The 15,790-nt window shown below is 32.3% G+C and carries 4 protein-coding genes; all 4 read right to left on the reverse strand.

Annotation, left to right across the window (positions count from 1 at the left end):
* Nucleotides 1-93 precede the first annotated feature (93 nt).
* Nucleotides 94-351, reverse strand: a complete 258-nt coding sequence (locus K324_RS0110045) for a Txe/YoeB family addiction module toxin (RefSeq protein WP_026749001.1) — start codon at nucleotides 349-351, stop codon at nucleotides 94-96.
* Between the two features lies 1 nt (nucleotide 352).
* Nucleotides 353-610 (reverse strand): type II toxin-antitoxin system Phd/YefM family antitoxin, encoded by a 258-nt coding sequence (locus K324_RS0110050; protein ID WP_026749002.1) that lies wholly within the window; start codon nucleotides 608-610, stop codon nucleotides 353-355.
* A gap of 1,588 nt (nucleotides 611-2,198) precedes the next feature.
* A complete protein-coding gene (locus tag K324_RS0110055; protein ID WP_026749003.1) occupies nucleotides 2,199-8,990 on the reverse strand; it encodes an autotransporter-associated N-terminal domain-containing protein in 6,792 nt (2,263 codons plus the stop codon).
* Nucleotides 8,991-9,676: 686 nt separating this feature from the next.
* Nucleotides 9,677-15,427: an autotransporter-associated N-terminal domain-containing protein gene (locus tag K324_RS0110060; protein WP_026749004.1), complete on the reverse strand. Its 5,751-nt coding sequence runs from the start codon at nucleotides 15,425-15,427 to the stop codon at nucleotides 9,677-9,679.
* Nucleotides 15,428-15,790 lie beyond the last annotated feature (363 nt).

Genomic DNA, 15,790 nt, shown 5'->3' on the forward strand with positions numbered 1-15,790 from the left:
ATTTATTGGTTCCGAAAGAAAATAAAAAAGAGAGAACTTATTATTAAATCCTCTACTTCTTATCTCAAAATATACTAAAATCTTCTATTAAAACTATTTATAATAATTGGCACAAGCAATTATCACAATCTCATTTTCAGTCAATTTATAAATAAATCTATGCCTGTCAGTTATCCTTCTGCTCCAATAACCACTTAACCCATGTCTTAAAGGCTCAGATTTATTTAACCCCTCATTCCCATTTTTCTGAATATCTTTAATAATTTCATTAATCTTCTTAACAATTTTTTTATCTTTTGATTGCCATTCTAAGTATTCTTTCCATGCTTTACTATTCCAATTTATATTCATATTATTCCACCTCAATTAAATCATGTTTTTCAACTTTCCCTTTTTCAACTTCTTCCTTTCTTTTAAGTAATTCATTATAATAATCCTTATTAGACATAATATACAAATTTTCCATCAAATTATTGTATTCGTCTATACTCATCAACACAACATTTTCATCATTTTTTCTAGTTATAATTATTGTTTCAGAATCTCGTGTTGCCTTGTCACAATATTTTTTTAGATTATTTCTAATATTAGAATAATTTGTAGCTATCATATTTCTCACTCCTTTTATTTTCGTTGTTCTATTTATTGAACAATATATAAAAAATTTGTCAACAGATATTTTATACTATTTCCCATTTAAATAGTAGAAATAAATTTATGGAATTAAAGTTTTTTTACAAGATTATGCTATTATACAATCTATGTAACTATTAAAATATCCTTTAATTAAATTTTATCATTAAGTATCCATATAAGGGATTCTTATTCAGAATTTGAAAAACTGCTTATTGTTAATATATGTTTTTCATAATCCTATATTTTTTCTTTTTATATAAGCAAGGGAAATCAATCGCCATTTCCCTTCATTTCGCAATAATAGTTATTCTAACATATTTAAATAATGACATATTAAAGAGAATGGCGAAAGTGCTACGCACTAACCCTGGCTCGTCTAAGCATTTTTTTGAAATATTCCCAAATTTTATTTGAGAAAGTAGTCTAAACTTTATTATTTGGATAAACTTGAAGTACTATGAAAACGAAACTCGTTAACGCTCACTTTCGCAAATAAAGATTAGAACAACTCTATAAAATATATTTGCTATAAAGATTCTGTCGAAAGAAACACATAAATGTGTTTAGTCGTTTTCATTCCAAAAAAATCACGACATTCTATATTAAATCATAAAGATTATCATATTTAAGTTTTAGGCTTTTATATTTTAAAAATACTAAATAAGCAAAATTTTGTTAAAGGAAAAATAACTAAATACAAATGTATTTCTTTCGCCATAATTTTTATAATATTAAAATTTATTTATGTTAAAATAACTCTTATTTGCGAAAGTGAGCGTAGTTTTACGAAGCGAGTTTTATTTTTTCTTTATAAGAAAGTTTTGCGTAAAGCGGAGTAGTTCGTAGAACGTTTCGCCATTATCTCTAAGTAGTAGCCAGTTATACATGTTAAAATAACTGTTATTGCGAAAAAGGGCATGGCGTTTGATGCCCTTACGTTACAAAAAAATTCAATAAGAAATAGAAAAAACTATTATTAGTCATAATATTTATAAAAAAATTATAAAAGTCCTTAAGATGGATACTTAAAAATTAAATTTGATTTTTTTTATAAGGCTATCAAATTAATTGTTATAGAATTTTATTTCTATTTTTTAAATAGGGGGTAGTATTATACTATTTTCCATTTAAATAACGAATTTTTACAAACTTTTCTAATAAAGGGTATAAACCTAATATTTTCAAATAATTAAAATATAATTTTCATTTTTTAAACATAGTTTAACCGTCGGAGCATTTTTCTGTATTGGCAATACTGTTTGAGCATAGCGAGTTTTTTGTCAGTGCAGAAAAATGTCGTAGACTAGCCATAGATTATTGCGTAGCAATCTTGCCACAATTTTAATTATCAGGATAAATCTTTACTGCAAGATAAGGATTTGCGGCAATGAGCAATCCTGCGAAAATAAATAAAGAAAAAACATAATAAAAATAGTAAAAACTGTTATTAAACATTCGCTATTTAAATGGGAAATAGTATAAAATAGAAAAAAGAACAGTAAAACCTAAGTTCCACTGTCCTCAATTTTTTAATTAAAATAATTTTACTTTAATATTTGGAATTAGTAAATAGCTCTAAATCCTATTCCACCTCTTACATTATTACCTTTAGTGTCATATCCTCCATTTACTGTTACTCCAAATCTTGTGTTGTCGATTCCAATATTCAAGTCAAATTTACCGTTTCCACTTCTATTTTCTTTTTCATTTGCAAGATCATACCATCCAGCTGTAGTGTATCTTACTCTTGCCTGATTTTTTTCCTGAAGTTTTCCGATTTCATTTTCATATGCCGCTTTTAACCCTACTGTTAAATTCGTTCTTACTGCAAGTGGCTGAACATATTTAAATTCCATACCGACTTCCGGTTTTACTGAGAAATAGTCATTTCCATTTACTTCTAATCTCATTTCTCCTCTGTCTTCCTTGATGTCGTTAAATCTTCCATATTCCATTTTTAATGCTCCATATGGACGTAAATGTGTTCTTTCACTCAATCTTATATCGTATCCCAAGTCAGTTTTAAAAGCCGCACCATAAGAATGGTAATCAGATTTTGCCTGGAATATTTCATCTAAAACTAAATATTTACGTGTCATACTGTTAATCCCTGCAAATACATCTCCACCGATTGTCCATTGTAATGCTCCATTGTGATCCGCTTTTGGCGACATTGTTTTAAATATTCCAGCTTTAATCATAGATTGGTTTTCTTTTGAGTGTCCAATATCCTTGAATTTAAATTTGTTTGTTACAACTCCTGCATACCATCCGCTTGAGTTACCCATCTTAATTTTTTCATCTTCATGAACATAAGCCACACCGTAGGCATTATTTGTGTAATTAATAATTCCAGCTGTATCAGTGTTGTATTCATCCTTCATACCAAACACTTTAATTTTATTGTTTTGTTTAGACGGATTTCTCCATTCATTTTTTAAGTATGAAAATTCTGTATCCAGTGCATTACCTGTACTTGTAATTCTTTGCTGTGTATTTGAATATTGGTACCCTTTCATTTCGTCTACAGCCTGAACAAAAATTCTGGATTCACCTTTTCCAATTTCATTTAATTTATTGAACAATGTTTTTTCACGTGAATTTAGTCCTTCCACTCCATATCTCTGTTCCAATCCGTCAAGGAAATTATAGTTATTTCTATCCCCTGATTTTGCATAGGCGGTATACGGAATTTTCGACATATAGACTTTCGCCAGTGTTCCATCTGTCTTATATGTTGCAGTTGCAATCCAGTTCAATGCTCCCGAAATATACGACATAGTCAATCCATTTTGTGCTAATGGAGCTAAAACGTCATTGAAAGGTTTTAAGATGTTATCCCCGACTTCGATATCCTTGTTTTGAGTATATTTTGATATTTCTGAACCAAAAATCAAATTAACATTGCTTAAATTCAAATGTTGCAGTCCTTCAATAGGTTTAGTGTAATTAACTCCTGATGTGTCAACATACATTCCTAAAGAAGAGGCTCTTGACAAGTTTACATTTGTAATACCATTATTTAATTTACTCAGATCAATTAATGAAGTAGAGTTTACTGTAACATATTGAGGCTGTGGTACTGGTTTTACAGTATCAACAGAATCAATTGAGGCTGGAACTCCATTTCTTTCGATTTTTGCAATTTTAGCACCTGCTGGAGCAATTATGTTTATTCCTGCGATTTTTTTATCTGTTGGCACCTGTTCATCATTTTTCTTGTCTGTCGCACCATTAGAAGCTGTAATGCTTCCAGTAGTTAATACTCCACCTTGAGCAGGATTTGAACTTGTCTCTTGGGAATAAGTCCCGTTACCAGCAGTATAGACACCTATATTTCCAGTTCCAGCAACAATTATTCTACCATAGTTTTTAATTACCGAGTTATTTAATGCTGCAACTCCTATTATTCCAGTTTTTGATGGATTAGCAGAAGTTTGGATTGTACCATAATTTATTCCTACTGCATTTTGATCCAGATACATTCCTGTCGTACCTTTTCCATCCAGATTAATTGTACCGTAGTTTATCGCTTTTGAACCGCTTCCTACAGCATACATTCCGATTCCATATTCATTATTTACATTTATTGTTCCGTGATTTTCAATGTTTCCTGTCTGTTCAAGTCTTCTTGTGTCTTCATTGTAATATCCTGCAGCCATACCAATACTGTAAAATTTATTTTCCCTGTCAGATGTTCCTACATCTATTGTTGCATAGTTTTTGGCATTCCCATTTTCTATACTGTAAATTCCGACATTTCCTGCACCTGAAGTTAAGTTCATATTTGCCGAAGCCTCATTTACAACGTTTCCTGCCGCATACAATCCGTAGTTGTTACTTCCAGTTGTAGTTATTGCAGTTTTATTTGTAATTGTTCCCAAAGTATCTGCCGAGTAAACATATACAGCCTGATTTCCCAATGTTACATTTGAAGTATTACTTGTAAATGTTGTAGGTGCAAGTCCTGTAGTTCCCCCATTTGCCTGTATTCTTTCAGAGGTTCCTCCACTTCTAAGCACAAACCCGTACGAACCATCACCAATTGCAACTTTACTTGCATTATTTGCTACATTCATAGCACCATTTCCAGATGTAAATACTCCGACAGCTTCGTTAGGATTTATATTTAATTCACCATTTACAGTCACAGAATTCCCGTTTGAGAATATTCCAACTCCATTATCTCCTACATTTATTTTGGAATTTGCTCCTGTAGTTACATTTTTACCGTAAACTCCGTAAGAATTTTTACCAATATTAAGAGTTCCGTCATTTGTAAGCGAAGTTCCTGTGTCATTTGTAAACATACCGATGTTTACAGGATCAGTAGTGGCAGAAGCACCTACATTTATAGTTCCTGTATTTGATAAAGCCGAATTTGCATTACCAAATATTCCTACCGCCTTTTGTCCAGTAATATTTATGATATTATTGTTTTTTAGTGTTGCTCCTGCTCCAGACATTCCGACAGCACCATTTCCTGACATTGTTATTGTTCCTGTATTTGTAGCCGTTATATCTGATAATGTGGCACCAGAATTATTTTTCATATAAATTCCTGTCGCAGCTTCTCCATCCAGATTAAGTTTTCCGCTGTTTAAAACAACTGATTTTCCCTGTCCAGCTGCACCTGTTCCAAATTCAGCTCCAACGACTGCTCCAGAGGTATTTTCCCTGAATCCCATTCCTAAAATTCCGATAGAATTATTTCCTCCTACATTTACAGTTCCGGCATTATTCACTTCCGAACCATTTACAGAGTAAATTCCTACTGCATTATTATTGACAGTATTAGCCTCTTTTTCCACATTTACAATTGCAGAAGCAGCTGTATTCACTTTTCCATAATTTATATAAAGTCCTACTCCACCTGAGCCAGAATCAGATCTGTCAGCAGTTACCGTAGTATTTGCCTCAAGATTTATCTGAGCTTCATTATTGGAAGTCGCATTTTTACTTGAACTCATATCCAGCCCTACAACAGACGAAAGTCCTATTTTTGTCATATCTGCACCACTTAGAACAGCTTTTACATTATTTCCAGCCTTTAAGTTCGTTACAGCTCTTTGTACCAGCAAGTTTTTTGTAAACACATATGAATCATTATTTTGCTGAGTATCATCAGCCGCAATGCTTTTATCAATATTATACACATTATAAGCTGTCAATCCATCTATTGCAGCCAATTTATAACCAGTAAATCCGTGAGAAGAGTTTATTGAAAGAGCTCCTGCCCCAGACATCACCCCTACATTAGCCTGCAACCCAGTAGTATTCAAAGTTCCACCATCTTTTACATTGACAACTGTAACATCGTTAGAGTAAATATGTATAGTTGAACCTGTCAAATTTACAGTTGAAGTATTTTTTTCAAATCCTGTAGCCTTTCCATATAAATTTATAGTAGCGTTATTGGATAAGTCTATATTTCCGCCATTATTCGCATAAATCGCATAACCATCACCATTATATGTCAAAGTTGAACCTTGTAAATTTAAACTTGTACCGGTACCTTCGGCAGTTACTCCCGCTGCACCGTTCTGAACATTAATCTTAGCACCAGAAAGATTTACATTTGCACCATTTTCGGCATAAACACCCAATCCTTTTTTAACAGTATCATTTACAGTTATGTTTAAATTGTTACCAGAAGTCGAAGTAACAGTCCCTCCTGATGAAAATATTCCAACAGAACCGTTATTTGCAGTAATTGAATTTGTTCCGCTAATATTAACAGTTCCTGTGTTATTATAAACTGCAGAAGAAGATTCCCCTGTAATCTCTATATTACTATTGTTTCCAATAGTTGCAGTTCCTGTACCATTATTATATATTCCAGCCTTATTCTTACCTGTCCCCAAAACCTTCAACGTTCCTGTATTAGCAACATCTGCATTATTTAGTGCCGCCAATCCCACAAGATCATCCGAGTTGCTTGTAAGCGTAATAGTCCCAGTATTAGAAACTTTAGATTTAGTTGTCCCATCACTTCCTGATGATACCATTCCCGTAAATTTATCAAGGCTGCTTGATAAAGTCCCCTGATTTGTTACATATCCACCATTACTAGATTGTACAAAGCTGTTTCCAGTAGAGCCTTTAGTGGAATTTATAGTTTTATTAAGAAGAATTCCGTATTTATCACTACGTACAAGTGTACTTCCTTTTGCACCATCTCCGAAGTTCAAATCTCTTACAGTTGTGTCGTTTAAAACTATATCGTTTGTATTATTGCTCGAATAATTTTTATTTCTTAAAAATCCTACTGTCTTATTACCTTTAACTTCTATATCCAAATTTGTTATATTATGAATTGGATTTGTGTCAGCATATGCTGTATTTGTTTTAGGATTAGTTATACCTAATGATTGAGAAATAGAAACTCCTACGTTTTCTTCTCCACCAACTGTTATTTTACCATTTCCTCCATCAACACTCATACCCCAGTCATAGTAATCTGTATTTTTTATAACAGCTCCATTATTATAACTTCCTTGAGTCATAATATTTCCCCCACCATCTTTAATTTGTGGAGTTGACATTCTAAATCCATAGTTATTTTTTCCATTTACATTTATTGTCCCTAACGAAACATCTGTCTGCAAATATCCAAAAGAATATGAACCAAAATCTATTCCGATACTATTATTACTATTAACATTTATTTTACCACTATTTATAGTTTTATGACGTTTTTTATTCTTATCATTGGAATGTTCAACATCAATCATAATTCCTACAAGGTTATTTCCACTCTTTAATGTTATTTCCCCTTTATTTTCCAATGTAGTATTAGAATTTGATTTATTCCATTCAGCTTGATCTGCTGCATCAGATGATAATGGATCTTTTGCCCATAACTGATGTTCTAATCCGACTAATACATTTGTATTATTAGTAGAAGCTATTCCATTTAATTCCAAATTTCCATTAAATACTGCTTTTCTTTCTACATCTTGTCCAGTTCCGTCACTCCATCCCCATTGATTTTGATTAGGATTATAAGGTTTTCCACCTACTCCTGATGGATTGTAACTAAAGAATATTTTTGTTTCTTCACCCGTTCCATTATCTGTAACTTTATAATTTCCTTTTATTGTAGTATCATGATCTCTTGAATCACTTATAAAAGCATTTACAGTATCCCATTTTGGAGTGTAACTTTTTGATGAACCACTCCCTGAATACTCAGTATCAAATATCCATCCTTCTTGAACATTTCCAGGTTTTAATGTATGAGTCAAAGTTGCTCCTGGAGAAGTATAATAAATTATAAATGGATCGTGTGGTATTGTTTTAGTAACTGTTGCTCCTCCCGCAACATCTGTTGTTCCTATTTCAACATCATCATTTATCGAGTAATTTCTCTGATCAGAAGCATCATTTGTAGGTAATGTAGTCTTTCCTTCAACATTCGCCCCACTCCAAGTAGTCGTACTTCCCATAGTAATATCCAATGTTCCGCCAGTTGTATTGTATTCATCATAATTTTGCATAACAACTGAGTTATTAAATCTTGGACTGACTTGAGCATTTTGTCCAGCTGCAACATACGAATTACCAACTTTATTGTATCTGGTAGTTGTATACCCAGTTTCTCCTCCAGTAGTCCTATTCCCCACAATAGGCCTTTGAGAAAATCCTTTTCCTTTAAAGACAAGACTTGGTGGAGTAAAGAATGTTGGTGGTGTAGGATTTGGTGATCCCGGTTTTGATGGAGTGCTTACCATTCTTGGTTCAAATGGCGGTAATGCTCCACTCGGTGCTTGAGGTACAAAATTAGTTTCTGTCTTATTTACTGATTTTGGCCGTATACCTGCACTTATGCTTACTGTTACAGGATATTCAGGTATAATATTCAAATTTGTCAAATTATATGAATTATCTTTCTTATTATCTGTCAAATATCTTGAAATCCTATTAGCAGATAAAGTATTTTGTCTAAGATAAACCTCATCCTCATAAACTTTATTGCCTTTCCCTTTATACGTCCCATGCCAATCATTATAATAATAATTTATCCCATATTGCCAACTGCTCCAAGGTGATTTTACAACGTGATCCCCCTGCTCCATTAGCTGAATCAATTCCAGGTTTGAATTTCTAAGCAGCTTATTATTTTCAGTCCTCACTCTTTTGAAATTTTGATGTATATCCTTAATTGATGTTGAAATTACCTGTCTTTGGCTCTCTATACTGGAATCTTTCGTTACAGGAAACAGATTTTTTACTGAAATAATCATTCCCGTTAACAAAAATGTAATTAACAAATTATTAGTATAATGCACATTTTTACATCTTTTCGCAAATGTACGCAAGTCTTTTCCCAATTGTCTAAGATTATTAGTCATTAAAACACTCCTTCTTAATAAATTTTTTTATAACATACTCAATCTAATTTAAACTCTCATCTAAACAATTAATTCATCATTATTTGTTCAATTCTCAAACTCTTACAAAATCAAATTAACAAGATTAAATATAATATTCATATAGAATAATTAGATTTTTCTGAGTCAGATTTTTTTTAACATACCATAACATTTTACTTATTTAATAAAAAAATGTCAATACTTTTTTTTAATTATCTTGAAATTAAATTAATTAAATTTCTCAACTTAACCATTTTAACTATATTCTTTTGATTTGTTTAATAAAAAATTAATGAAACAAAATAGCTAAAACAGTAATAACATTAAAATTATTTTATTAAAAAATAAAGAACATAAAATATTATACTATTTTCCATTTATATGACAAATACTTAATAAATTTTGAATTACATACTATTTAGCAAGGAATCAAAACTTCTAGTTTCTAATGGGTTTTAGTAGTAGTAAATTATTTTGTTTAATAACAGTTTTTACAGAATTTAGTGTAAATATTATAAAATTTAATTTTTATTTTCCCAACAAAAAAAGACAACAAAACCTAAGTTCCACTGCCTTTTATTTTTTTCTTTCTTCAAGTCCTTAACTCAAACATCTATTGAATCTCTATTTGTTAGAGTTCTTCTCTTTCTTTCCAATTCTTCGTTCTAGTAAATAGCTCTAAATCCAATACCTGCCCTTACATTCTTACCTTTGGTATCATATCCTCCATTTACTGTTACTCCAAATCTTGTGTTGTCAACTCCAATGTTCAAGTCAAACTTACCGTTTCCTTTTCTGTCATCCTTTTCCCCTCTGATTCCGAACCAGTCAGCTGTCGTGTATCTTACTCTTCCTCTGTTGTTCACATCTCCAACTTTTCCTAACTCATTCTCATAGGCAGCTGTAAGTCCCACTGTCAAGTTTGTTCTTACTGCTAACGGTTGCACATATTTGAATTCCATTCCAACTTCTGGCTTAACTGAGAAGTAGTCGTTCCCTTTTACTTCCAGTCTCATTTCCCCTCTGTCTTCCTTGATGTCGTTAAATCTTCCATATTCCATCTTCAAGGCTCCATATGGACGGAAATGTGTTCTCTCACTCAATCTTACATCATATCCTAAATCAGTTTTCAAAGCAGCACCATAAGAATGATAATCAGATTTAGCCTGGAATACGTCATCCACAACCAAATATCTACGTTTCATGTCATTAATACCTACAAATACATCTCCACCAATTGTCCATTGCAATGCCCCGTTATAATCCTTCTTCGGCGACATTGTCTTGAACACTCCTGCTTTAAGTATTGTCTGATTTTCTTTTGATTTTCCGATGTCCTTGAACTTGAATCTGTTTGTTACGGCTCCTGCATACCATCCGCTTGAGTTACCCATCTTGATTTTTTCATCCTCATGAACGTAAGCCACACCGTAGGCATTGCTTGTGTAGTTAATAATTCCTGCAGTATCAGTGTTGTATTCATCTCTCATACCGAACACTTTAATCTTGTTGTTTTGTTTAGATGGATTTCTCCAGTCGTGTTTTAAGTATCTGAACTCTTTGTCCAGCAAGTTTCCAGTTGCGTTGATTCTTTGTTGAAGATTTCCATATTGATGTCCCATCATTTCATCGAATGCCTGATACAGCAATACTTCCTCGTTGTTTCCTATTCCATTTAGTTTTTGGAATAATAAACGTTCTCTAGTTCCTAAAGCCTTGACTCCGTATCTTTGTTCAAGCCCATCCGTAAAGTGGTATGTGTCTGCACTGTTTACTGGTGTACTTTCTCGCCCTGCCCAAGCTGTATACGGTATTTTAGCCATATATAGACTGTTTATCGAACCATTTGAACGATCTAATGTTGGTGTAGCCATCCATGTTAATGAACCTGAGTAAATATTCCATTTTATATTATTATTTTGCAACATAGCTTGTTTATATGGATTTATTATATTAGGATCATTTACCAAAATATATTTGCTATTTGTCACTTCTGTAGCTTCTGTACCAACAATTAAATCCGCCTTGTTTGTTAATTTATTCAATCCATCTATTGATTTTGTAATATTTACCCCTGAAGTATTTATATATAACCCAATACTCGAAGCTGACACTGTTATTGGATTTTTACCTGTTGTATTTACTACTGTTGGTGTTTGAGGTACTCCATTTACAGTAATTGTGGCACTTGTTGCTCCTGCAGGTGCATCAATTGACACTCCACCAACTTCTTTACCTGTTGGAGGTGTTGTAAATTCTGCTTCTCTTTTCGCTCCTCCAGCCACTGTTATAGTTCCATAATTTGCTACTATTCCACCTTTTAGATAAATACCTGTTCCATTATCTGAATCAATATGAATTGTACCAGTATTATTAAGTGTTGCACCTTTACCTAGATACACTCCAACTACTTTTGAATGTGAACCCGAAGTTGTAATTGTACCTCTATTAATTGCAGTAGCTCCATTATCAGCATAAATACCTGTGGTATTGTCTGCATTTAATGTTATAGTCGATCCTGCATCATTTATAGCCTGACTTCCTGAGCCACTTGCATACATCCCTATACTGTCTTTACCATTTACAGTAATTGTACCTTTATTTATTATAGTTCCACGATCTGTTGTACCGTACCCTGCACCCATACCGATTGAAAATAAATTATTTTTTGAATCTGATTCCCCTACAATTATCGAAGAATTATTTGTTGCAGTTCCTCCACCAACACTATATATTCCAACATTTCCTTTACCATTTGACAAATTAATGGTTGCATTATTATTTACAGTTCCAGCTGAATAAAGTCCGTAGTTTTGGTTTCCAGTTGAAGAGATAGCAGTATTATTTGTTACTGTTCCTTTAGTGTCGTTTGAATAAACATATACACTGTTGTTTCCAAGTCCTATATTTGAAATAGTTGAAGTTATTGTATTTCCACTACCTACATTCACAAATCCAAATGAGTTATCACCCAAATTAAATGTCGTTCCATTGTTTGTAATATTTTGTCCACTTCCAACAGTATAAACTCCCACTGCCTCATTAGAACCCGTTGTAATTGTTCCTCCAGTTAAGTTTACATTTCCACCTTGAGAATAAATTCCAATTCCACCATTTCCAACAGTAACATTACCTGAGTTATTTGATGTATAACCATATAATCCAATTGAGTTTTTACCTACAGTAACAGTTCCTCCATTTGTTAATGTATGATTTGCATTGTCAGTATAAATTGCAACATTAGGATTTGATAATGAAGCAGAATCTCCCATTGTAATTGTTCCTGCATTTAACACATTATATGTAGCAGCTGCACCTTCTGTAGCATACAACCCTACATTTTTATCTCCTGTCATTGTAATCGTACCTGTATTTTTTAACATATCTGTTCCAGCTGCTGAAATTGCTTTAGGTTTATACGATACTCCAATAGAATTATTACCTGAACTTGTAATTGTTCCATCATTTGTAATTGCCTGATCAGTATCTTCCGAGTATAGTCCTGTTGAGTTTGAGCCTATTGTAACTGCACCTTTATTAGTAACTATTGAATCGTCTTTCCCATATATTGCAGTTGAAGAATCTCCCATTGTGATTTTTCCTGTAGTATCATTATTCAATATTCCATATTTAGCATACATACCGGTTGACTTTGCTCCTGACAAATTAACTGTACCATAGTTATTTATTGTAACATCAGCTCTATTTGTATGTGCTTTGTTTTCCTGTGCAAGTGCTACCAATCCAGTTTTAGTTCCTGTTATTGTTTGACTGTTATTATTATCTATAGAAGAATTTGCAATTTCAAGCTGATTAAGTGCATCATTATCATCATCAAGATTTACATTTTGATTTATAGTAAGTTTACTTTTGTACAACATAAACGTTTTATAACCTGCACCTTGTATATTTGCTCCTGTAGCTTTTGAAACAGAATCTCCTGTTGTATCAGATAAATTCATTCCTACATCTGAAGCTACAAATAACCTTGAACCTTTATTCATATTCAATGTTAAATTCTTTAAACTTCCATTAAAGATATTATTTGCCCAAGTAGTTATATCTCCTGAATTAAATGAAGCATAATGTGAAGGGGCAGTATAGTAAAATGCAGTTCCTCTACTATTAACATCACTACCTCCTGCAACATCAGCAGTCAATTTACCAGCTATATTGAATTTTCCGCCATCTGAATAAAATAACAATGAACCTTGTCCAGTTTTAGCAGTTGAATTTTTACCTGCCGCAAATGTAGTAGTTGATGAAGTATTTTTTCCTTCAAAAAAGTTTACGGATCCATCATTAGCAACAACATTTGTTTTTCCTAATGTTAAATTACCATTTGAAAAAGTTCCTATAGATTTATTACCCGTTACAGTTATATCAATTTCTCCATTTGTACTATCTAAAGTTCCACTTTCCATTGGAGTCGCATTTCCAACTATAACTCCAACTGAACCGTTTCCAGCACTGTTAAGGGTTATCTTACCTTTATTTGTAAATGAACCCGTTCCTTTAGTTACAACTCCTTGTGAAACATCAGAAGAAGTGACATTAATTTCTGCACCACTTTCATTTTTCCCTTTTCCAGTACCATAAACAACCATACCAACATTTTTCCCAGCTGTTACATTTACTTTACCTGTATTTATAACCGTTCCATTACTTGTATAAAGTCCTATATTTGTATTACCTGTACTTGAAATGTTTATATTACCTGTATTTGTCATACTACTGTTTGCATCATTATCAATATTATTATTTCTAAGTCCAATCGAATTATTTTTTGAACCTGTTATATTTATATCTCCTGCATTTGTAACATTTTGATGTAATTCCGAATACATCCCAAAAGAATTTTCTCCACTTACATTTATGGTTCCACCACCGGAATTTTCAACTGTCAAGGCACGACTAGGATCAGCTTGTTTTTGTACCGCTATTCCTCCTGAATTATCTCCACTGATGTTCATTATTCCACCTGATGCATTTTGAAATACTGAACCTGCTGCTACATTATTATTTGCAGTTCCTCCACCAGGCAGTGTAGCTTTCGTACTTAGCCCTATACCGTAGCTAGTATTACCAGCCATAGTAACATTACCTTTATTTATAGCTTTTACAACCCATCCTGGACTTTTTACATAAAAACCAAATCCCGTTGAAGTGTTTCCTGTTAAATTGATGGTTCCACCTGTTTCATTTATTGCTGTATATATTCCTGTAGGATTTTGTTCCTGAGTAAATGTAAAAGCTGATTGTCTATCAAACTCCCCTTTTATTGTACCTTTATTTATACCTGTTACATTTACACCATTTTCTTGTGTTGTTAGTTCCATTCCTGCTGTATTTGTAGCATTTAAATTAATTTTCCCCTCATTAGTAAATTTACTTTCTCCTGAACTACTTTCTATGGGATCAAAAGATAATGCTCTTTCACCTGAAGCATTTACATTAAATGTAACACCTGTCCCTATACCATAATTACCTGCTTTAGTTATCTCTAATATTGCATGTGCTTTATAATTAGGATTATCACCATTTGCTCCACAATAAGGGGTTGGATGAGTTTTACACCATGCCTCATCATTAGCTCCTGTTAAATTGTATACTCCATCAGAAACAGTAGTTAAATTTCTGGCCAACACTGTTTGTTCTTGAGCATTCCAAAAAGCGTTTAATGCCACTGCTGTTATATTTACAGGAACAGTATTTATCGTTGGTACATTTGGTGCTACTGGGCTAAAATTAACCGGTGTTGGTGTTTGCGGTGTTGTTGCTTGTTTTGCTGGAATAGTTATCGCACCTTTTTGTACTTGCCTTGGCGTTATTCCCGCATTTACTTCAAATCCTACGATTGGTTCTTTTACTGGCTTTGTACTCGCTATTCCATAATTACCTGATAAACCTGTAGCTGATTTTGGATTTCTTGTTTTTGAAAACAATGAGTATTTATCACTATCTGGAGATATAGTTCTTTCATAAACATTTAAACTTCTTTGAAATATTCCTTCATAAGGATATTTCGCCTTTTTATCCCCTTTACCTTTATAAGTTCCGTTCCAGTTATTATTGAAGTAATTTATACCATATTGCCAGCTGCTCCAAGGTGATTTTACAACATGATCTCCTTGTTCCATTAATTGAATAAGTTCAAGATTTGTGTTTTTTAGTAATTTGTCATTTTCACGTCTTGTTTCCTTAACTTTTTGATGCATACCTTTTATTGAAGATGAAATTTCCTGTTTCTGATTTTCTATGCTTTTATCTGTAGTTGCAGAAAATAAATTGCTTGTGATTGATACCATTCCTGTCATTAAAAACGTGATTAATGCAGAATCTGTATACTTAAAATCTTTTGTTCTCTTTGCAAATGCTCTTAAATCCTGTGAAACTTGTCTAAGATTATTCGTCATTTTGATTCTCACTCCTTCTCAACTAAATTTTTTCATATTTAACAAATTAAAATTCTAATTATGATTAGTGATTTCATTTTAAGATTAGATAGTTTTTTATTAAATATCCATATTATTACGTTTTTTCAAACTTTTATCAAAACAATTTCTCAACTCTCTTATTAAAAATCACATAAAATCAAACTTACAAATCGAATAACTTTTAAAATTCAGCATTAAATTAATAAAGCACTTCAAATTTTTATGTTTAACTTTATAGTAATTTTTTACAAGCAGTCTAACTATAATGCAGTTTATTACAATTCAAATTTATTTAAATAACAAATTTATACTTAGTTCATTGCAAATAAAAGTTTTAAAAAA

Origin of the sequence: Leptotrichia trevisanii DSM 22070, from assembly GCF_000482505.1 — a bacterium.
Taxonomy (GTDB): domain Bacteria; phylum Fusobacteriota; class Fusobacteriia; order Fusobacteriales; family Leptotrichiaceae; genus Leptotrichia; species Leptotrichia trevisanii.

Excerpts from the sequence above, each read along its gene's own strand:
- K324_RS0110055 (WP_026749003.1), bottom strand. The coding sequence starts at position 8,990 with ATGACTAATAATCTTAGACAATTGGGAAAAGACTTGCGTACATTTGCG.
- K324_RS0110045 (WP_026749001.1), bottom strand. The coding sequence starts at position 351 with ATGAATATAAATTGGAATAGTAAAGCATGGAAAGAATACTTAGAATGG.
- K324_RS0110050 (WP_026749002.1), bottom strand. The coding sequence starts at position 610 with ATGATAGCTACAAATTATTCTAATATTAGAAATAATCTAAAAAAATAT.
- K324_RS0110060 (WP_026749004.1), bottom strand. The coding sequence starts at position 15,427 with ATGACGAATAATCTTAGACAAGTTTCACAGGATTTAAGAGCATTTGCA.